The organism is Marinimicrobium sp. (assembly GCF_002695945.1).
GTDB lineage: Bacteria > Pseudomonadota > Gammaproteobacteria > Pseudomonadales > Cellvibrionaceae > Marinimicrobium > Marinimicrobium koreense.
In genome coordinates, this window is the sequence record NZ_NZQP01000059.1 from 90,168 (window position 1) to 109,463 (window position 19,296).

18 protein-coding genes are annotated in these 19,296 nt (G+C 59.9%); 10 read left to right on the plus strand and 8 right to left on the minus strand.

Features of this window, described 5'->3' with window-relative positions; genetic code table 11:
* Nucleotides 1-146 precede the first annotated feature (146 nt).
* From CMG77_RS13545 to CMG77_RS13555, 3 genes are read left to right on the plus strand one after another with little or no spacing between them, the layout of a single operon-like run.
* The gene (locus CMG77_RS13545) at nt 147-1,376 is read left to right on the plus strand and encodes an efflux RND transporter periplasmic adaptor subunit (protein ID WP_286807367.1); all 1,230 of its coding nucleotides are present in this window, start codon (nt 147-149) and stop codon (nt 1,374-1,376) included.
* Nucleotides 1,376-2,596 carry an ABC transporter permease gene (locus CMG77_RS13550; RefSeq protein WP_286807368.1) on the plus strand — a complete coding sequence of 407 codons (1,221 nt, stop codon included), beginning with the start codon at nt 1,376-1,378 and terminating at the stop codon, nt 2,594-2,596. The genes CMG77_RS13545 and CMG77_RS13550 overlap by 1 nt, the downstream gene beginning before the upstream one ends.
* Nucleotides 2,589-3,308, plus strand: a complete 720-nt coding sequence (locus CMG77_RS13555) for an ABC transporter ATP-binding protein (protein ID WP_286807369.1) — start codon at nt 2,589-2,591, stop codon at nt 3,306-3,308. The genes CMG77_RS13550 and CMG77_RS13555 overlap by 8 nt, the downstream gene beginning before the upstream one ends.
* A gap of 43 nt (nt 3,309-3,351) precedes the next feature.
* Here CMG77_RS13555 and CMG77_RS13560 read toward each other — a convergent pair whose 3' ends face one another.
* The 5 genes from CMG77_RS13560 to nudE all read right to left on the minus strand — a co-directional run bounded on the left by CMG77_RS13560 (nt 3,352) and on the right by nudE (nt 5,944).
* Nucleotides 3,352-4,158, minus strand: coding sequence for a M48 family metallopeptidase (locus tag CMG77_RS13560; RefSeq protein ID WP_286807370.1), 807 nt, complete (start codon nt 4,156-4,158; stop codon nt 3,352-3,354).
* Nucleotides 4,158-4,637, minus strand: coding sequence for a YbjQ family protein (locus CMG77_RS13565; RefSeq protein WP_051174465.1), 480 nt, complete (start codon nt 4,635-4,637; stop codon nt 4,158-4,160). Before CMG77_RS13565 ends, CMG77_RS13560 begins: the two co-directional genes overlap by 1 nt.
* A 4-nt stretch (nt 4,638-4,641) precedes the next feature.
* Nucleotides 4,642-4,959 carry a YbjQ family protein gene (locus tag CMG77_RS13570; protein WP_024462065.1) on the minus strand — a complete coding sequence of 106 codons (318 nt, stop codon included), beginning with the start codon at nt 4,957-4,959 and terminating at the stop codon, nt 4,642-4,644.
* 79 nt (nt 4,960-5,038) lie between these two features.
* Nucleotides 5,039-5,248, minus strand: coding sequence for a hypothetical protein (locus CMG77_RS13575; protein WP_024462066.1), 210 nt, complete (start codon nt 5,246-5,248; stop codon nt 5,039-5,041).
* A gap of 147 nt (nt 5,249-5,395) precedes the next feature.
* Nucleotides 5,396-5,944 carry an ADP compounds hydrolase NudE gene (nudE, locus tag CMG77_RS13580; protein ID WP_024462067.1) on the minus strand — a complete coding sequence of 183 codons (549 nt, stop codon included), beginning with the start codon at nt 5,942-5,944 and terminating at the stop codon, nt 5,396-5,398.
* A 39-nt stretch (nt 5,945-5,983) separates the two neighbouring features.
* Here nudE and yrfG point away from each other — a divergent pair, with 39 nt between their 5' ends.
* From yrfG to CMG77_RS13600, 4 genes are all read left to right on the plus strand, one after another.
* The gene (gene yrfG / locus CMG77_RS13585) at nt 5,984-6,652 is read left to right on the plus strand and encodes a GMP/IMP nucleotidase (protein ID WP_024462068.1); all 669 of its coding nucleotides are present in this window, start codon (nt 5,984-5,986) and stop codon (nt 6,650-6,652) included.
* Nucleotides 6,653-6,660: 8 nt separating this feature from the next.
* A complete protein-coding gene (gene hslR / locus CMG77_RS13590) occupies nt 6,661-7,053 on the plus strand; it encodes a ribosome-associated heat shock protein Hsp15 (protein WP_286807405.1) in 393 nt (130 codons plus the stop codon).
* A 69-nt stretch (nt 7,054-7,122) separates the two neighbouring features.
* Entirely contained in the window at nt 7,123-7,998 is an 876-nt protein-coding gene (gene hslO, locus CMG77_RS13595; protein WP_286875090.1) for an Hsp33 family molecular chaperone HslO, read from the plus strand.
* Nucleotides 7,999-8,604: 606 nt separating this feature from the next.
* Complete coding sequence (locus CMG77_RS13600) at nt 8,605-9,756, plus strand: AGE family epimerase/isomerase (protein ID WP_286807373.1); 1,152 nt, start codon at nt 8,605-8,607, stop codon at nt 9,754-9,756.
* Nucleotides 9,757-9,786: 30 nt separating this feature from the next.
* Here the strand turns inward: CMG77_RS13600 and CMG77_RS13605 are convergent, their stop codons facing one another.
* Nucleotides 9,787-10,824 carry a LacI family DNA-binding transcriptional regulator gene (locus tag CMG77_RS13605; protein ID WP_024462072.1) on the minus strand — a complete coding sequence of 346 codons (1,038 nt, stop codon included), beginning with the start codon at nt 10,822-10,824 and terminating at the stop codon, nt 9,787-9,789.
* Nucleotides 10,825-10,910: 86 nt separating this feature from the next.
* Nucleotides 10,911-12,560, minus strand: coding sequence for an MFS transporter (locus CMG77_RS13610; protein WP_024462073.1), 1,650 nt, complete (start codon nt 12,558-12,560; stop codon nt 10,911-10,913).
* Nucleotides 12,561-12,913: 353 nt separating this feature from the next.
* On the opposite strand from CMG77_RS13610, the gene CMG77_RS13615 reads away from it, so the two are divergent.
* The 3 genes from CMG77_RS13615 (at nt 12,914) to CMG77_RS13625 (ending at nt 17,400) form a co-directional block, all read left to right on the plus strand.
* A complete protein-coding gene (locus tag CMG77_RS13615; protein ID WP_286807375.1) occupies nt 12,914-14,788 on the plus strand; it encodes a sodium:solute symporter family protein in 1,875 nt (624 codons plus the stop codon).
* Between the two features lie 402 nt (nt 14,789-15,190).
* Nucleotides 15,191-16,189, plus strand: a complete 999-nt coding sequence (locus tag CMG77_RS13620) for a glycoside hydrolase family 130 protein (protein ID WP_502691922.1) — start codon at nt 15,191-15,193, stop codon at nt 16,187-16,189.
* Complete coding sequence (locus CMG77_RS13625) at nt 16,189-17,400, plus strand: AGE family epimerase/isomerase (RefSeq protein WP_286904817.1); 1,212 nt, start codon at nt 16,189-16,191, stop codon at nt 17,398-17,400. Before CMG77_RS13620 ends, CMG77_RS13625 begins: the two co-directional genes overlap by 1 nt.
* 59 nt (nt 17,401-17,459) lie before the next feature.
* Here CMG77_RS13625 and CMG77_RS13630 read toward each other — a convergent pair whose 3' ends face one another.
* Entirely contained in the window at nt 17,460-19,184 is a 1,725-nt protein-coding gene (locus tag CMG77_RS13630; RefSeq protein ID WP_286904819.1) for a bifunctional protein-serine/threonine kinase/phosphatase, read from the minus strand.
* Nucleotides 19,185-19,296 lie beyond the last annotated feature (112 nt).

Sequence of the window (19,296 nt, forward strand, 5' to 3'; positions counted from 1 at the left end):
TGCCCTGAAAAACCCGCGTCGTCTTTCTGGCGGCGCGGGTTTTTTTGTGCCCGGCGTTTGCCTTTTCCGCTCCGGATTGCGTAGTCATAGCGGTATTGATGTGAGATTCTACGTTTTCATAGAGAGCATTCACCGGGAGAGTCAGAGTGCGTCGCGTTTCAACCCAAGTTGTGGTTCCTCTGGCCATTGTGGCTTTGATCGTCCTTTATTTTGGCTGGCAAAGCTGGCGGGGGCCGGAGGTCGAAGGCTATGTCATTGAGCCGGTACCGCTGGTACAGACGGTGGTCGGCACCGGTCGGGTGATGACCGCCTCCCGCGCCCAGGTCGGCAGCGAAATTACCGCCGTGGTGAAGGAACGCCGGGTACAGGAAGGGGATACCGTCGCGCCGGGGGATCTGCTGCTGGTGCTGAGCGCCGAGGATATTGCCGCCGAGGTGCGTCAGGCCGAAGCGGCCCTGGAGGAGCTGGTGACCACCCGGCGCCCACAGGCGGCCATTGATCTGGAGCGGGCGGAATCGGAGCTGGCCCAAGCGCGGCGGGAAACCGCGCGACGGCAAGCCCTGGCAGAGCGCTCGCAGCTGTCGGCCGAGGCATTGGAGCAGGCGCAAGAGGCCGAACGACTGGCCCAGGCCACCGTAGACTCGGCGCGCTTGACGGTCTCCGCTCTGGCGCCGGGTAATGTGGAGGAGCGCCGACTGGAGCAGCGCCTGGCCGCGCTGCGCGCCCAGCTTGCCAAAACCGAGGTGCGCTCCGAGGTCGCCGGTACGGTCTTGACCCGCAATGTCGATCCCGGCGATCTGGTGCAGCCTGGCCGCGTGCTCTTTACCATCGCGCTGGAAGGGGGCATGGAAATCCGCGTGCCGCTGGATGAGCGCAACCTGTCCCGCCTGGCCCTGGAACAGAAAGCCACGGCCATTGCCGACGCCTATCCGAATCAACCCTTTCCCGCGCGCGTCAAATTTATTGCGCCGAGTATCGACCCGCAAAGCGGCACGGTGGAAGTGCGCCTTGCCGTCGATCCGGTGCCGGCGTTTGTCCGCCAGGATATGACCGTGTCGGTCACCATCGAAACCGGGCGACGAGACAATGCGCGGGCTGTCCCCAACGATGCCCTGAGGTCGGTACGGGGCCGAGAAGCCGAACTGTTTCTGGTGCGCGATGGCCGGGTGCAGCGCCAGGCGGTGACCCTGGGCCTGCGCGGATTGGCCATGTCCGAGGTGGAGAATGGACTGAGCGAGGGCGACCGGGTGGTGGCGGATATGGTGACGGAACTGACCGAGGGCAAACGCGTGCGTTTTGTTGAGCGGCAAGCGCCGGTGTCGAGCGACCGCGACGATGCCGCCTCCCGAAATGAATCACCGATGAACTTTGACTGATGGTTCGGCCGAAACGTTTATGGACAGAGTGGACCCTCGCCATCGGCTTTTTGCGCGAGGGGCGCACGCAATCGCTGATGATTGCCATCGGCGTGGCCGTAGGTGTGGCGGTGATCGTATTTATCACCGCGCTGATTCAGGGTCTGCAGAGCAACACCATTGAGCGCACTCTGGGCACCCAGGCCCATATCCGGCTGCTGGCGCCGGAGGAAGTCAATCGGGTGCATCCGGCCTCGCCGGGAACGTTGCAGTTGGTGCTGGAAGACAAACGCCCGCAGCGCCTGCGCTCGATCAACAATTGGCAGGAAATCACCGCAACCCTCGACCAACTGCCCGGCCTGAGTGCGGTGTCTCCGGTGGTGTCCGGCCCCGCCTTTGTGCGTCGAGGTGAAGCGCTGGAGTCGGTGGCACTGGTGGGCATTGATGCGGAACGCTATCAGCGGATCATTCCTCTGGACGACTACATGGTGGCCGGCGAGTTGCGCGTGGGCGCGGACGACGTGCTGATTGGGGCGCGTCTGGCTGAGGATCTTGGCGTGGGCCAGGGGCAAAAGCTGCGCCTGGAATCCGGCGAGCAGAACGGCGCGGTGGTGAATATTTCCGGCATTTTTGAACTGGGCGTCCGGGAGCTGGATGAACGCTACGTGTATATGGACTTGAAGCAGGCACAGTCGCTGCTGGACTTACCGGGCGGGGTGACGGTGATTGACCTGACCGTGCCGGATATTTTCACTGCGGATCAGGTTGCCGACCGGGTTCAGCGTCTGATCGGCCTGGATGCGCAGAGCTGGATTGAAACCAATGCCCAGTTGATGAACGCCCTGACGGCCCAGAGCCTGTCCACCAATATGATTATCGTGTTTGTGGCCATTTCCGTGGCCTTTGGTATTGCCAGCGTGCTGTCGGTGAGTGTGGTACAGCGTACCCGCGAAATCGGCATTCTGCGCGCGACCGGTGCGACACGGGCTCAGATTCTGCGGGTGTTTCTGATTCAGGGGGCGGTATTGGGCTTGCTGGGCTCGGTGATGGGCATTGCGGCGAGCTACGGGTTGGTGTGGGTATTCAACACCTTTGGCCCGGGGCTGTTTTATATTCCGGTACCGCCTGGTCTGGTGGCGGCCACGCTGCTGCTGGCCACTCTGACCGGGGTACTGGCCGCCGCCGTGCCGTCACGCCGCGCGGCACGACTGGACCCGGTGGAGGCCATTCGCTATGTCTGATACGCCCGAGGAAGTGCTTCGGCTCGACGGGCTCAGGAAGTCCTACAATGTCGGTCAGCCCAATGAAGTGGAAGTGTTGCACGGCCTGGATCTGACCATTGGCCGCAACGATTTTGCCGCGCTGATTGGTCCCTCGGGGTCGGGCAAAAGTACCTTGCTGAATGTGATTGGTTTACTGGACCGCCCCACCCGTGGTGAGCTGTATCTGCTCGGACAGGCCACCAGTGGAATGGACGACTCCGGCCGGACGGCTCTGCGCGGTTCCAGCATCGGGTTTGTGTTTCAGTTCCATCACCTGATCAATGCGTTTACGGCCATCGACAATGTCCTGATGCCCCTGATGCTGACCCACGGCAAGCCCGACCAACAGGCTCGGGACAAGGCGCGGGAGCTTCTGGTCGCCGTGGGGCTGGAGAAATACGCCAATACCAAGCCCAACCAACTCTCCGGCGGCCAGCAACAGCGGATCGCCATCGCCCGGGCGTTGATCACCGAACCGGCGCTGCTGTTGGCCGATGAGCCGACCGGCAACCTAGACACCCAAACCGCCGCCGAAGTGTTTGAACTTTTCCGCAAGGTCCATCGCGAACGCGGCTGCGCGGTCCTGCTGGTCACCCACGACCCCCGGCTGTCCGCCACCTGCGATCGCACGATTAATCTGGTGGATGGTCGTATTGTCAGCGATACCGTCAATAAAACGGATGAAGACTGATTGGCTTTTTTGCCTTCAGGTTGTGAGGGAGTGTAAAAATCGGTTACGGCGAGACGTTGGGAATGGTTGTTAGCGTGCCGTCGGTCCGGTAACCACGGGCGTTGGATAGTTGCTCAAGGCGCTCCAGTCGTGCCTCGGTGTCCGGGTGGGTGGACAGCCACTCGGGTAGGGCGCCGGCTTGCTGTTGTTCGGCCAGCCAGCGGAACAGTGAGTCTGCGCCTGCCACGTGGCCATAGTGGTTGTGCAGCGCTTCCAGGGCCCAGGCATCGGCTTCGCGCTCCATCTTTCGGGAGTAGTCCAGCATCGCAAGTTGGCCACCGGAGCCGGCGAGCCAGTTCAGGTCACCCCGCCCGAAAATCAGTGCGCTGATCAGTCCGAGTCCGGTCTGTCGGGCAGCATTCTGCAGCGGGTGTCGATAGTGGATGTGGGCAATTTCGTGCGCGAGCACAAAGGCGAGGCCCTGTTCGCTGTCTACTTCGTCAAGCAATCCGTCCAGCACAATAATGTGGCCACCGAGCGTGGCAAACGCGTTGACAGTTTCCTGCTCCTGGTGATGAACCACAACATTCAGCTTCGGGTTGAGGCCGCCGGCCCGAGCCAGTTCGTCCGTCAGTGTTTGCAGGTATTCGGTGCGTTCGGTCGGTTCGAGCTGTTCATTCAGGGAGTCGCTGAGCGACTGCTCCCAGGAGAAGGGAATCCAGCGGGCGCTCCAGCCCAACACCAGAATGACCAGCCAGGTCAGCAGTGCCAGGCCGGCGGCAAAACCGAGTACCAGGAGGATGAAATCCCGCTGCCAACCCTGGGGTTCGTAGTTGATGCCCTCTGGAGGCTGTCGGTTCTGATAACCCATCAGCGCGGTGGAATCAGTGCCGTGCCGTAGGCGAGTACTTCCAGTGAGCCGACGCTATTTTCCCGGCCTCGGCCGGCGATGGCGGCGGTTTCAAATTTGATATTGAACACCCGGTCGGCGCCCAGTGCAGCGGCTTCCTCGCGCAGTCGCAGCAGTGCTTCACGACGTGCCCGGTCGATCAGGGATTCGTAGCTGTTCAGGCGACCACCCACCAGCAACCGCAGGGCGGCGATAAAGCGTTTGAAGTAGTCCACTGATACGACGACGGAGCCCATGACCAGTTGGGTTTGCGGTGGGGTCAGTTCCGGGGGTGGTAGGCGTTCGGAAAAGACCATGACCTGGCCGGGGCGTGTTTCGGCTTCGATAATACGCTGGTAGTGGCGACGCTCGAGAATGCGACCGGAGACAAAACCGGTTGCCAGAAGCACAAGGCCGAATATCAGCGGCCCGAGCAACTGCAGCGACATGAGTGTGTTCATGCGTTCAGTCCTCAAGCACCACGGCGCTGCCGTAGACAAACAATTCGGCGGCGCCCTGGGCGACGGAACTGGTGGAGAAACGCACATTGAGTACGGCGTTGGCGCCAATGGATTCTGCCTGGGCTTTCATCCGCTCAATGGCTTCCTGGCGGGAGTCGTTGAGGAGTTCCGTGTAACCTTTGAGTTCGCCACCAAAGACGTTCTTGAACGAGGCGGCAATGTCACGACCGACGTGCTTGGCGCGCACGGTGCTGCCCTGAACCAGGCCCAGATGATCTTTGACTTTACGGCCCGGTACGATCTCGAGATTGGTAACCAGCATCCATTGAATCCTTGTGTGTTATGGGATTGTCAGGGTGCCAGTATAGCGAAAATTCAGCGGGTTGCAGACGCTCTCGTCATTAAAACGATGCGGGTAACTGAGCCAGCATGTCCCGGCGGGAGTGGATCAACTCTTTGTAGGTTTGCATCATGCTGAAATCGACGGGTTCATCGCTGGCTTTGAGGGCATCGAGTTGGCGTTCAAAGCGGGTGATCTCTCCGATGAGTTTTTCACGGAGTTGCTCGGTCCCCTTGAGCGAGGCGCTGAAGGCGTGGTTGGGTCGGGTCATGGTCAATCTCCTTGCGTGTCCTTTAGTGTTATAGAATAGTCCAATATCCCCGCGCTGTTCTGTGTTCCAATAGACTGTTTTGTTACCAAAATGGCCGTTTGGCGCATGGCTCGACTGTGCAGGTTATAAGCGCAAAATCGGGGCCATTCAGCCGTGTTTTTCGAGCCAGGCTTTGGCGTAAAACAACGCGGCGATCGAGCGGCCTTCGCACACTTCATCCTGGATGACCAGCTCCAGCAGGTCGTCGAACGCCACCGGAACCACTTCAATCGGCTCCGGCTCGTCTCCCTCAAGTGATTCCGGGTACAGACCCCGGGCAAGAATCACGTTGATGCCGTGCTCCATATAGGCGGGCGAGAGGTGCATCCGCTTGAGAAAACGCAGATCCCGGGCGCCATAGCCGGTTTCCTCTTTCAACTCCCGGTTGGCGGCATCCAGAATCTCCTCGCCCCGGTCCACGGCGCCCTTGGGCAGCGCCAGGTGATAGTCATCGATGCCGGCGGCGTACTCCCGGATCATCACGACCCGGCCGTCGTCCAGAATGGGCACCATCAGCACCGCTCCGGGGCCGCCCGCACAGAGCTTTTCGTACACGCGTTCCTCGCCATTGCTGAAGCGTAGCAGCAGCTCATCGGCGCGGAAGAGGCGGCTGCGGGCGACGGTGTGGCGCTTTAATATCTCGGGTTTTCTGGGCATACTGGACGTCAAACTCCGTTGTAATAGGCTGTTCCCGGCATGATCAACTGGCAAGAGATCGACACCGTGTTGCTCGATATGGATGGTACCCTGTTGGACCTCCATTTCGACAACTATTTTTGGCTGAATCACCTCCCAAAGCGCTACGCGGAAATCCACGGGCTGGATCAGGCGGCGGCGACCGAATTCCTGATGGAGCGCATTGAGGCGCGCCAGGGCACCCTGGAGTGGTACTGCCTGGAGCACTGGTCCCGTTCCCTGTCCCTGGATATCCGGGGCCTGAAAGAGGAAGTGCGCCACAAGATCCAGATTCGTCCCCACGTGGAAACCTTCCTGACTCGCCTTCAGGAGCACGGCAAGCGCCGGGTGCTGGTGACCAACGCACATCCGCTGAGCCTGTCCCTGAAACTGGAAGAGACCGCCATCGACCGCTGGCTGGATGGTATCATCTCATCCCACGAGCTGAATGAGCCCAAAGAGTCCCAGGCCTTCTGGGATCGGCTGAAGGAGCGAGAGCCCTTTGACCCGGAGCGGACCCTGTTTGTGGACGACACCCCGCGAGTACTGGCCTCGGCCCGGGACTACGGTATCCGCCACCTGCTGTGTATCCATCAGCCGGACAGCCAGAATGAACGCCTGGTGGAAGATTACCCGGCCATTCACCATTTTGATGAAATTACGCCCCCGGAACGACCGAAAAGCGCATGAGTGAACCTCTGGAGAAAGTCCGAATCGACAAGTGGCTATGGGCCGCCCGGTTTTACAAGACCCGCAGCATCGCCAAGCAGGCCGTCGAGGGCGGCAAGGTCCAGTGCGACGGGCAGCGGGTGAAACCCAGCAAGGATGTGACGCTGGGGCTGACCCTGAAGATCCGCCAGGGTTTTGATGACAAAACCGTGGTGATCAAAGCGCTGTCGGACCAGCGGCGGGGCGCGCCCGAAGCCCAGTTGCTGTACGAGGAGACCGCCGAGAGCATCGCCCTGCGCGAGGAGCGGGCGGCGCAACGCAAGGCCGGTGGGCTCGCCGGTCAGATCATCAGCGACCACCGGCCCAACAAGAAGGAGCGCCGCCAGATTCACCGCTTCCGGCGTCAGGAACTGGGTCCATAGCGCGCCTGCCGGCGCCTCCCGGTGCCTTATCCACCCTCTCATCACTACTGAATTGGACTACAACACCCCATGTTCGATAACGACCTGCTGCACCGCTTCCTGTTCGACGAATGCGACGTTCGAGGAGAAATTGTCACCCTTGGCGCGAGCTACCGGGAAGTGATGAACAACAACCCCTACCCGGAGGGTGTCCGTGAACTGCTCGGAGAATTTCTGGCGGCGGTGGCGCTGCTGAGTAGCACCCTGAAGTTCAATGGCATGATCAGCCTGCAGGCCCAAGGCGACGGAGTGGTCAGTATGGTGATGGCCGAGTGCGACCATCACAAAAACCTGCGCGGCATCATCCGGCTGAAAGACAGCGCTGACCGCCCTCAGGGGCGCGGTGTGGGCGATTTGCTGGGCAAGGGCATCATGGCCATCACCATCGAGCCGGAGCGCGGTGAGCGCTATCAGGGGGTGGTGCCCATGGACAGCGACAACCTGGCCGAGTGCCTTGAACACTACTTCTACCAGTCCGAACAGCTCAAAACCCGGCTGTGGTTCGCCACCGGCGAACAGGCCTGCACCGGGCTAATGCTCCAGGCGTTGCCGACCCAGAAGCACGCGGACCCGGACGAAAACCGGGACCACTGGGAAACCCTGGGAACCCTGGCTTCGACGGTCAAGGACGAGGAACTGCTGGGGCTGCCCCATGCCGATGTCCTTTATCGGCTGTTCAACGAATACCAGCTGCGCCTGTTCGACCCCAGCGAGCTGCGCTTTCGCTGCAGTTGTTCCCGCGAGCGCAGCGCCAATGCGCTGCTCTCCCTGGGCCGTGAAGAGGTGGACCAGTTGCTGATCGAGCAGGGGGGCAAGATCAGTATCGATTGCCAGTTCTGCAATCAGCATTACTCCTTCAACGCGGGCGATATTCAGGCGCTGCTGGGCGATCAGACACTGCACTGAAAAAATCTTTATTGTCACCTTGACAATATCGCAAATCGGGTCTTATACTCATTATTACCATAAGCGATGTCCTTGGTATGGCGTGGGTCCGTCCCCTTTCAGGGCTCCCGCCCAGGCTGCAGGCACCCCTTGCGGCCGCCAAGCAGAGCTGTGTCTTGGTAGACGTTGTTTTGGTTGTATCTTTTGTTCTCTCCATGTTTCGCCGGGCTGCGTCAGTAGCCCGGCTTTTTTCTTTCTGGCGTCCCGATTTTGATCTTCACTGGAAGAAGCTTCACAAAACATATTGAAACCGGTTACAAAAATGCGCACAATACGAGCCTGATTGGTGCATTAAACCGGTTATCCTGCGGTAAACCGTTTACATATTGCACTGGTCAGCGCTGCTGTGGGCATCGCCAGGACCGGCGCTTGCGCGCGGTGAGCTTTTTACCCAAGCTGTTGTACCCTTTCACCCCGGCTGGTTTCAGCCGGGGTGCTTTATTTTAGGGCTCGAGTTTCAGGGGTGCTCTGCTCGGCGTTGATGGGTAAACTGTCCGCGACCAGAGGGCCTCTCTGCTTCTGACACTCTCTGTTTCTGACACTGTGAATGACTGGAACACACCGGATATGACTCAAACGATCAAGGACGCGGCCGAGCGTCTCGAACGCTGGATTGCCCGCGAATCACTGCCGCTGTGGCAGCGCGTTGGCCTGAGCCCCGAGCATGGAGGCCACTGGGAGGCGTTGAACGCCGATGGCTCGATTGATCTTCCCTCCAATATCCGGGTGCGGGTCCAGGCCCGCCAGGCGTTCGCCTTTGCGTTTTCCACCGTACGCGGCTGGTGCGACGGTGAGGCCATGGCCCGCCAACTGATGCGCTTTGTGGCCGAGCGGACGGCCCATCCCCACGCCGGAGGCGGCTTTACCCACCTGATGAATCCGGACTTTCAGGTTATTGATCAGAAGCAGGATCTGTACGATCACGCGTTTTTCCTGCTCGCCTATGCCTGGTGTTATCGGGCGTTTGGCGACCGGGCCTATCTGGACGGCGCCGAAGCCCTGATGGCCCACCTGGACCGGCACTTCGCCTCGGTGCACGGTGGCTGGACGGAAGGCGACTACGACTATGCCCAGCGCCGCCAGAACCCCCATATGCACCTGTTCGAGGCCATGATGGCGCTCTATGAGGCCAGCGGCGACGGTAAATGGCTGGCTCGGGCCGGTGAGCTGTTCGCTCTGTTCCAGACCCGCTTTTTTGACCCGGAGCGGGGGGTGCTGTTCGAGTTCTTTGAAGAGGACTGGCGCCTGAAACATGCGCCCGAGCAGGCACCGGTGGAGCCGGGGCACATGTTCGAGTGGGTGTGGCTGTTGGACTGGTACCACCGCCTGAGTGGGCACCCGGTAGAGGTCTATACCGAGGCGCTGTATCGCCAGGGGCTGGCCATCGGCCGGGTGGCGTCCGGTCTGGTTCTGGATGAGGTGCTGCCGGATGGCACACCACTCAAAAACAGCAAGCGCTGCTGGGGGCTGACCGAGCTGATCAAAGGCAGCCTGGTGCGCGCCCGCGCCGGTGACCCGGAAGCGGAAGCCCGGGCGGTTCAGGCGATTGATGATCTTTTCACTTACTACCTGACCGCAACCACGCCCGGTGCCTATGTCGATCAGCGCGGTGCCGATGATGAGGTGGTGCTGGACAAGGCGCCCGCCAGCACCCTGTATCACCTGGTGGTGCTGGCGGCGGAAGTGGCGGACTACGCCAGAGGTCGGGCCGGTGGCTAGCGCCGCACGGGCGCTTCAGGCCCCGCACTTCTAGGGAGCGGGAGTCACCTTTTTGGGAGTGTTGGGCAGCTCGGCGCCCGGTGCCGGGGCGGTGCTTTTGCGGATAATGAATTCCGTCGGTAGCACGCACTCGGTCTGGGTCAGGGGCTCGCCTTCAATGATCTTGAGCAGCATGTCCATCGCCATTTTGCCCATTTCCTCGGCGGGCTGGGACATGGTGGTCAGGCTCGGGTCGGTGTACTTGGCGTAGGCGATGTCGTCAAAGCCGGTGACCGACATATCTTCCGGCACCCGGATGCCCTGGGACTTCAACGTCTGGATGGCGCCAATGGCCATTTCGTCATTGGTGGAGAAGATGGCGGTGGGCCGGTTCTTCATGTGGCAGAACTGGAAAGCGCTGTTCAGGCCCGACCACATGGTGAAGTCGCCTTCGGCCACCAGGTCCGGATCGAACGGGATGCCGTGTTCGGCCAGGCTTTCTTTATACCCTTTCATCCGATCGATGGCGTGTGGGTTGTCTTTCAGACCCGAGATGGCGCCGATGCGTCGGTGCCCCAGAGAGATCAGGTAATCCACGATGGTTTTTGCCGCACCCCGGTTGTCGATGCGCACCGACGGGCCGGTGGTGTACTCACAGCCGCAGGCATTGACCGTGGCGATATCCGGCGGAATCACATTGTGGGTTTTTTCCGAGTGGGGGCGCAGTTGCAGGAGGCCGTCCGCCAGCCGGGTTTCCACCCGGCGGATGTACTCCAGCTCACGCTCCGGCGTGCCCCGGGTATCCCCGAGCAGGACCGCGTAGCCCTTTTGTTGGGCGCGATCCTCGATGGCGCGGATGACCAGCGAATAAAACGGGTTGGCGATGTCCGGGACCAGTACCACGATGGCGTAAGAGCGCGCCGAACGGAAGTTGCGGGCCAGCATATTGGGTCGGTAGCCGACCTTTTCGATGGCGCGGTGCACCTTGTTCATGGCCTCTTCAGAGACCTTTTCGGGCATGCTCAGGGCACGTGAAACCGTGGCGACGGAGACACCCGCCTCGCGGGCGACATCTCGAATGCTGGACATAGCGCAACTCGTTTATTGGATTGGAACGGCCGACAGGTCAGCCGTACAAGGTACCGTATTCCGCCGCTGGCGCCAATCCCTTCGCATCAGCTGTCGCTGACCCCCGCATCGCGGCGGCGCTGGCGTAATTCATATTCTATCTGATTCATGCGCTCGGCGTTTAACGGATACACCACCAGCAGCAGAATGGCCAGAAAGGCGAACAGGGCCGGAATCCAGCTCATCAGGTGCACCATGCCGGCGGTGGCTGCCTTGATGGTCTCCGGGTCGGTGCCCACGTAGCCGTAACCGGCCAGTACCACCAGCACCAGGGCCCCGGCAAAGCCGCCGCCGGTTTTCTGGATGAACGTGCCCGCCGAGTAGAACAACCCGGTGGCGCGGCGCCCGTGTTTCCATTCCGAGTAATCGGCGGTGTCGCCGAGCATGCTGAAGGTGAGCACCGGCATAAAGGCGGCGAAGAATTCCGCAGCGCCACCTAGCAAGTAGACCCAATAAATCCGCACTTCCAGACCGTCTTCCAAAAGTGGAATCCAGGAAAGGTTCAAGTTGAACACCCAGAAACCATCGGGAGGGAGGTAGAAAAGGCCACAAGTCAGTATTCCACTGACCGACAAGGAAATGATAAACAGGGTTTTCTTGCCCAGCAGGCGGCCCAGGTAGCCGGCGGTCAGCGCCGCGACAATGGATACCGCCAGCAGCACCATGAAATAGATTCCGGCCAGGGCTGCATCGCCCACGTAGTGAGTGAAGTAGTAGGCGATCACGCCGTACTTGATGCCGTTAAACAGCATGGTCAGAAAACCCAACCCCAGAACCATCAGCCAGGGCTTGTTGGTGAGCAGGTCGATCAGGTCCCGCTGAGAGGGCGTGGTGGCGCTCTCGGGCATGCGGATCAGACGCCGCACAAAGTAGCCGGTCGCCGCAAGCACCAGCAGTGAGACGATGCCGGTGATGGTCGGATCGAGCTGATAGCGTGCGTCGGGCTCTTGGGTGACAGCGTAAAAGAAGGCCGAAATCGCCATCAACGGAACAATGATCAGCGGCAGGTTGAACGCCAGATCTTTCAATTCCTTGCCGAGAGAGGCCTGGTTTACGGCGGATTCCACCCTCTCGCGGGTGGTGACAAAAGTGATGATACAGAGGGTGACCAGCAGTGCCGCGAACACATACATGGTCCGCTGATACCCTTGGGCGGAGTCGCCCTGACCGAAATATTCCACCATCATGGGGGTGAACCCCATCACCAGAATACCGCCCAGAAAGGCGCCGGCAAAGCGGTAGCCCGACAGCACGCTGCGCTCATTGTGGCTGGGGGTCATCACGCCCATCAGGGCCGAGTAGGGCACGTTGTTCACCGTATAGGCCAGGGTCAGGCCGATATAGGTGAAATAGGCCCAGGCGAGCTTCATGCCCGGGCTCAGGTCGGGGGCGGTAAAGGCCAGGACCATAAACAGGCCCAGCACCGGGGCGGACCAGAGAATCCAAGGGCGGAAGCGCCCGTGCCGGGATTGGGTGCGGTCCGCCACCATGCCCATCACGATGTCGGTCATGCCATCCGACAGGCGCACCAACAGCAGCAGCAATGCGGCGGCCGCGGCGGAAATGCCCAGAGTGTCGGTGTAGAAAATGGCAAGATACGCCAGCGCGCCGCGCCATACCAGGTTCGCGGCGGCATCGCCCATGGCGTAGCCGGACTTTTCAAGAATCGATAGCTTGTGCTGGGAAGGTTCGTTCACTGAACACCTCATTATTTATTATGGGATTGTTGTTGGACTCGGAGCCTGTGCCGATAGTGGGTTGCGCCGGCGGGCGGCCTCCCTCAGGCTCTCAGGACGCGCGATGTGGTCCCTGCGACTGTAAGTGGGAGCTAGGATAATCGCCTCCCCCGCGCTTGTACAGCCGGATGAGAGGTTGAGCGCCAGCGATCGGTGGGTAGTGGGAGGGTGGCGCTTGCAATACGTCATGGAACCGGTTACATTTGCGCATCTTTCGGCGTTCATCCGGCATTTTGTTCTGCTGTGAGCGGCTATGACAAACGGGGCGACGCAAGCGGGCGGTCGCCTCGTCAATAATAATGGGACTTTTCACTATGCAGTTTAATCTCGCCCCCCTGGATCTCGCGATCATCCTGCTGTACGGCGTTGCCACACTCGGGGTAGGGCTGTGGGTATCGCGGCGGGCCTCGGACAATATCCGCAGTTATTTTCTAGGCGGTAACAAGCTGCGCTGGTATTACCTGGGTATTTCCAACGCCTCGGGGCAGTTCGACATCAGCGGTACCATGTGGCTGGTGTCCCTGCTGTTCATCTACGGCCTGACCAGCATCTACATTCCCTGGCTCTGGCCGGTGTTCAACCAGGTGTTCCTGATGGTGTTTCTCTCGGTGTGGTTGCGCCGCTCCGGGGTGATGACCGGGGCGGAGTGGATCACCTTCCGGTTTGGCGACGGCCTGGGGGCACGCCTGTCGCATCTGAGTGTGGTGGCCTTTGCGCTGATTGGGGTGTTGAGTTTCCTGGCCTACGGTTTTATCGGTATCGGTAAATTCGCTGCTGTCTTTCTGCCCTGGCAGCTGCACCCGGATCAGTACTGGAACGAAATCTATTACGGCCTGATCATCACCGCGGTCACCACCGTGTATGTGGTCAAGGGCGGTATGTTCAGTGTGGTATTCACCGAGGTGCTGCAGTTTTTCATCATGACCATTGCCTGTGTCGCGGTGGGCTTCATTGCCATGCAGCAAGTCTCCCCCGAGGTGTTGCAGGCAATCATTCCGGATGGCTGGACCAGTGTGGGCATCGGCTGGACCCTGGATATCGACTGGGGTGGGACCCTCGAGGCGGCCAACGCCCGCATCGCCGCCGATGGCTACGAGCTCTTTGGGGTGTTCTTCATGCTGATGTTGCTCAAGGGGATTCTGGTGAGCATGGCTGGCCCGGCCCCCAACTACGATATGCAGCGTATTCTCTCGGCGCAGTCGCCCATCGAGGCGGCCAAGGTGAGCTGGTTTGTGAATGTGGTGATGCTGTTTCCGCGCTATATGCTGATTACCGGCCTGACGGTTTTGGCGCTGGCGTTTTTCATGGACGACCTGCGGGCCATGGGCGGTGCGGTGGATTTTGAGCAGATACTGCCCCTGGCCATGAAGCACTACGTCCCTACCGGTCTGCTCGGGTTGTTGATTGCCGGCTTGCTGGCCGCCTTTATGTCCACTTTCGCTGCGACCACCAATGCGGCCCCGGCCTATGTCGTTAACGACATCTACAAGCGGTATATCAACGATGAGGCGGAGCCCAAGCGCTATGTGTACCTTAGCTACATCGTGTCCATCGCCTTTGTGGTGGTGGGGGTCGGTATCGGGCTGTTTATTCCCACGCTGCACGAAATCATTTCCTGGATCGTCAGTGGGCTCTACGGTGCCTATGCCGCCTCCAATGTGCTCAAGTGGTATTGGTGGCGCTTTAACGGTTACGGCTATTTCTTCGGCATGGTGGTGGGGTTGATCATTGCCCTGGCGTTGCCGGCCCTGACCGACCTGGACCCGCTGTACGCCTTCCCTTACATGTTGGCGGCCTGTCTGCTGGCCTGTGTGTTGGCGTCCCTGCTGACCGCGCCGGATGATATGGAGGTGCTCAAGCGCTTCTATGTGAAGGTGCGCCCCTGGGGCTTCTGGGGGCCGGTACGCGAGGCGGTGCAGGCCGAGCACCCGGGGGTGAAGGTCAATCCACACTTTGCCCGGGATGCGCTGAATGTTGTGGTTGGCGTGGTGTGGCAAACCGCCCTGGTGGCGATGCCGATTTTTATGGTGATCCAGCACTGGCAGGAGTTCGCGCTGGCGACCCTGGTGGTCGTGCTGACCAGTCTGTTCCTGTGGCGCAACTGGTGGTGCAAGCTGGAGGATTATCCGGACGATATGCCCGCCGATGTGGTGCAGGAGGCGGATGCCCATATCGTGTCCCGGCACTGATCTGTGGGCCATTGCGGCGACTCAACGATTTGAGTTGAGTCGTATTGACCATCAGATTGAAGGCAGACCTTGCAATCTGTTTTGTAACCGATTACATTGAGTGGCATTGTGGCGCCGAATAAACCCAGCCGGTACAGCGCTCCAGTTGCCGAATACGAGTATCGAACAACGCCGGGCGTTTTCACCTGTCCGGCCAACCGTCAGGACCCCTTGTACATGAACGATTTCAACCACGCTGTCCGCTCGCTGCTGAGCGACCATGAAACCCTGATTACCCGCAAGAACCAGCCCGCCCCGGGTGGCAATGGTATTTACCAGCGTTGGCAATCCCCGATTCTGACCGCCGCGCACACGCCGGTGTTCTGGCGCTATGACCTGAACCCGGCCAGCAATCCTCACCTGATGGAACGCCTGGGGGTGAATGCCACCTTCAATTCCGGCGCGCTGTACTGGAAAGGCAAGTACCTTCTGGCGGTACGTGTCGAAGGGGATGATCGAAAATCCTTTTTTGCGATCGCCGAAAGTCCCAACGGGGTGGACAACTTCCGCTTCTGGGATTATCCGATCACTCTGCCGGAAACCGAGCGGCCCGATACCAATGTTTACGACATGCGCCTGACCGCCCACGAAGATGGCTATATCTACGGCCTGTTCTGTACCGAACGCAAAGACCAGAGCCGGCCCGATGATCTGTCCGCCGCCGAGGCGCAGTGCGGCATAGCGCGCACCAGGGATCTGGTGANCTGGGAGCGGCTGCCGGATCTCATCACCTATTCCGGCCAACAGCGCAACGTGGTGCTGCATCCGGAGTTTGTCGATGGNCAATATGCCTTGTACACCCGGCCGCAGGACGGCTTTATCAGTGTGGGTAAGGGGGGCGGTATCGGCTGGGGCCTGTGCGCNTCCATGGAAAACGCCGAAATCAAAGCGGAAGTGATTGTCGATGGCAAGGAGTACCACACCATCAAAGAGGTGAAAAACGGTCAAGGTCCTGCGCCCATCAAAACGGANCACGGCTGGCTGCATCTGGCTCACGGGGTGCGCAACACCGCCGCNGGGCTTCGCTATGTGTTGTACGTTTTCATGACCGAGCTGGAGCGCCCCTGGGTGGTCACCCATCGTCCCGGCGGTCACTTCATTGCGCCTCAGGGTGATGAGCGGGTGGGGGATGTCTCCAACGTGGCGTTTGCCAATGGCTGGATCGTCAACGACAACCACGAGGTGTTCATCTATTACGCCTCATCCGATACCCGCATGCATGTGGCGACATCGACCGTCGACAAACTGGTGGATTACGCGCTCAATACGCCAGAGGATGGGTTGCGCTCNGCNGCGTCGGTGGCGACCCGAAACGCATTGATTGAGGCCAATCTCTCGCTGCTGGAAGGAATGAANAACTGATGGCGTTATACGAGCCCGCAGTGAAAAGCCCGTTGTCGGAATTGAGTCATGAGTTCCGCTCGGAATTGCTATCGATTGCCGACTGGTGGTTGGCCTATGCTCAGGACCAGNAGCGCGGTGGCTTTTACGGTGAAGTGGGAGTCGATAATGTNCCGGTGCCGGACGCCGACAAAGGTGTGGTNCTGAATACGCGCATTCTGTGGTTTTTCAGCGAACTGGCCAGCGAGGTGGATGACCCCCGTTATCGCGAGGCGGCGGAGCGCGGTTACCGNTATCTTCTCGCTCACTTTCTGGATGAAGCGTACGGCGGTTTTTTCTGGACTCTGGATGCAGACGGAGCNCCNAAAGACACCAAAAAGCANGTGTACGCNCAGGCCTTTGCGATCTATGCCCTGGTCGCCTATTACCAGTTGACCGGCGAGCCCCTGGCTTTACAGCAGGCGCAGCAGACGTTCGACCTTCTGGAGCGTCACACNGTCGATCCTGCGAAGGGNGGTTATCTGGANGCGTTCAATCGCCAGTGGGGCGCGCTGGANGATGTGCGCCTGAGCGACAAGGACCTTAACTTNCCCAAAACNATGAACACCCATCTGCATGTGGTGGAGGCATACACCACNCTCTATCAGGTGGATGCNCGCGCTTCNGTCGCTGACGCACTGCATTACGCGATTGATTGTTTTGATCGTCATATCATCAACAAAGATAACTTCCACCTGCGCATGTTCATGGATCACGACTGGCAGGANCATTCGCCCGGTTATACCTACGGGCACGACATCGAGTGCAGCTGGTTGCTGGCAAAAGCCACCGAGTCCCTTGCCGATGCNGCGGTCAGCGAGCGCCTGAAACCGAGNGTTCTCGGCACCGCCTACGTCTGTCTNCGCGAANCCATGGGTGAGCACGGCGAAATGTACGACGGCTTTGAGTTTGCGACTCAGGCGTTCAATCATGAAAGGGTCTGGTGGGTGCAGGCCGAGGCCATGGTGGGTTANTACAAAGCCTATACCCTGTCCGGTAACGANGATTTCCTGGCGACAACGGAACGACTCTGGTCGTTTATCAAGCGCTATCACAGGGCTGAAAACGGCGAGTGGTTATGGCTTTCGACGCTGGATGATCAAAGCCTCGCGCCTTCGTACAAGCTCGGCCCCTGGAAGGGTCCTTACCACAATGGTCGGGCCATGTTGGAGATGCTGCGGTTGCTCCAATGATACCGTCTGGTGGATAGTGTCGGATTACGCTTTGCTCCGAAGCGTCGGACCGATCCGACCTACGGTTTCCAAAGGTGCCAGGCCAAGACCAGGACGATGGCCCATCCGCTGATGGCCAGCACCGGCCACACCCATTCGGGTCGCCGTTGCAATATGGGTAGCCCCGCGTCTCGCGTCCACCGCGGGTTGGGCCGCTGAAGATCCTGCCACCATTCGGAAAGGGCATCGTAGCGCTGTTGGGGCTGAAGGCTCAGGGCTTTCTCCAGCGCTTTGTCCAGCCACAACGGCACCATCGGGTTGTGATGGCGAGCGGGCTGATAGCGTAACTTCTGCAACTGGCGTTCGTTCAACGCTTTGCCATAAGCGTCGCCGTACGGCTTCTGGCCGGTGAGCATTTCGTACAACAATACGGCGAGGGAAAATTGGTCGGAACGCGGGCCGGTCTGGCCACCGTAGCGATATTCCGGGGCAGAGTAATCCATGGTTCCCAGAATCTTATCTCGGGTAAAGGGGGCCTCCAGCTCTTCCACGCTGGCGACCCAGCAGGAGCCGAAATCCACGATCACTGGTCCCTTCGGTCCCATAACAATATTGTCCGGCTTGATGTCCTGATGCAGGGTCTCCTTTCGATGAAAGGAGCGTATACCCTTGATCAACTGCCCGGTAATGTCCACCGCGTCATTGATTGCCAGAGGTCCGCGTTCGGCCATCAATTGCCCGAGCGTTGGCCCGGGTATGTACTCGGTCAGATAGTACAGACACGAACGGGGCTCGGGGCCCGACATAACCCTGGCGACCTGAGGGCTTTGAATCCGTGCGCCTATCCAGGCTTCCATCACAAATCGTTCGAGGTACGCAGGGTCGTCGCTGTATAAAACCGAGGGGGTTTTCATGATCATCCTTCGCCCGGCGTCGTCCTGCACCTGGTAGACCTGGCTTCGGTTGGACTCGTGCAGTGGTTTTTCCACCCGCAACCCATCCAGGGTCTGCCCTGTATCGAGTAATGGCGGAAAAGGCAGTCGCGCCAGTACGTCCATGGCGTCATCCTGATTGGCGTGTCCCAGTTGCCGGACCGCGGCTACCTGTATGCTCAGATTGTCATCACTGCCATTGTCGAGCGCAGCTTTACTGGCTTTCTCCACCAGTTGCTGCGGGTGATCGCAGTGGGTTTTGATCAGCACGCGCAGGCGGTCTTCGGGCAGGTGATCGTGGATGCCATCGCTGGTCAGAATGAATACATCGCCAACGTGTACTTCCAGGGTGTGAAAATCCACCTCGACGCCAACGTCGGCGCCCAGTGCCCGGCTCAGGTAGGTTTCTTCGCGGCTGAGTGATTGGCAGTGGTCCCGGGTGAGTTGTTCGAGTTGGCCGCTGCGCCAGAGGTAAATGCGGGTGTCGCCGACGTGAAAGAGGTAGGCGTTGTTGCCTTTGAGGATGAGGGCGCTGAAGGTGGTAAGCAGCCCTTCACCGCGCACGCTGTTGCGACTTAGGCCCCAGAGGCTACGATTGAGGGATTGCAGTACTCGCTGACCGGATTGCCGGGTGCTCCAGGTGTCGGGGGTGGCGTAGTAGTCGGTCAAGAATCCGGTTATGGCGGTCTGGCTGGCTTCGCGCGCGGCGGAGCTGGAGCTGACGCCATCGGCGATGGCAATGGCGATGCCTTTGTGGGTAAGCGCCGCGTCATCGGGCAAGCGCGCCCCAATGGTATCCTGATTTTCGCCTTTGCGTCCGCCGTCACTATACTGGGCAAAGTCGATGGTTATTTTCGATTTTATATGGTCCATTTAGAAATCATTGTCAGTTTTTTGAAGTCGGAGAGTCCGGGCGCTCGTGGGGTATCCCGTTTGTAGCCCCGCCGTGAATACATCCCTGTAGGCTTCTCGTCGGCTCCCTGCC

What these genes read in the sequence shown, in the direction of transcription:
- yrfG (WP_024462068.1), top strand. Translation starts at nt 5,984, where the DNA reads ATGATCAACTGGCAAGAGATCGACACCGTGTTGCTCGATATGGATGGT.
- CMG77_RS13600 (WP_286807373.1), top strand. Translation starts at nt 8,605, where the DNA reads ATGACTCAAACGATCAAGGACGCGGCCGAGCGTCTCGAACGCTGGATT.
- CMG77_RS13605 (WP_024462072.1), bottom strand. Translation starts at nt 10,824, where the DNA reads ATGTCCAGCATTCGAGATGTCGCCCGCGAGGCGGGTGTCTCCGTCGCC.
- CMG77_RS13630 (WP_286904819.1), bottom strand. Translation starts at nt 19,184, where the DNA reads ATGGACCATATAAAATCGAAAATAACCATCGACTTTGCCCAGTATAGT.
- CMG77_RS13570 (WP_024462065.1), bottom strand. Translation starts at nt 4,959, where the DNA reads ATGCTGGTTACCAATCTCGAGATCGTACCGGGCCGTAAAGTCAAAGAT.
- CMG77_RS13560 (WP_286807370.1), bottom strand. Translation starts at nt 4,158, where the DNA reads ATGGGTTATCAGAACCGACAGCCTCCAGAGGGCATCAACTACGAACCC.
- CMG77_RS13565 (WP_051174465.1), bottom strand. Translation starts at nt 4,637, where the DNA reads ATGAACACACTCATGTCGCTGCAGTTGCTCGGGCCGCTGATATTCGGC.
- CMG77_RS13575 (WP_024462066.1), bottom strand. Translation starts at nt 5,248, where the DNA reads ATGACCCGACCCAACCACGCCTTCAGCGCCTCGCTCAAGGGGACCGAG.
- CMG77_RS13615 (WP_286807375.1), top strand. Translation starts at nt 12,914, where the DNA reads ATGCAGTTTAATCTCGCCCCCCTGGATCTCGCGATCATCCTGCTGTAC.
- nudE (WP_024462067.1), bottom strand. Translation starts at nt 5,944, where the DNA reads ATGCCCAGAAAACCCGAGATATTAAAGCGCCACACCGTCGCCCGCAGC.
- CMG77_RS13550 (WP_286807368.1), top strand. Translation starts at nt 1,376, where the DNA reads ATGGTTCGGCCGAAACGTTTATGGACAGAGTGGACCCTCGCCATCGGC.
- hslO (WP_286875090.1), top strand. Translation starts at nt 7,123, where the DNA reads ATGTTCGATAACGACCTGCTGCACCGCTTCCTGTTCGACGAATGCGAC.
- CMG77_RS13555 (WP_286807369.1), top strand. Translation starts at nt 2,589, where the DNA reads ATGTCTGATACGCCCGAGGAAGTGCTTCGGCTCGACGGGCTCAGGAAG.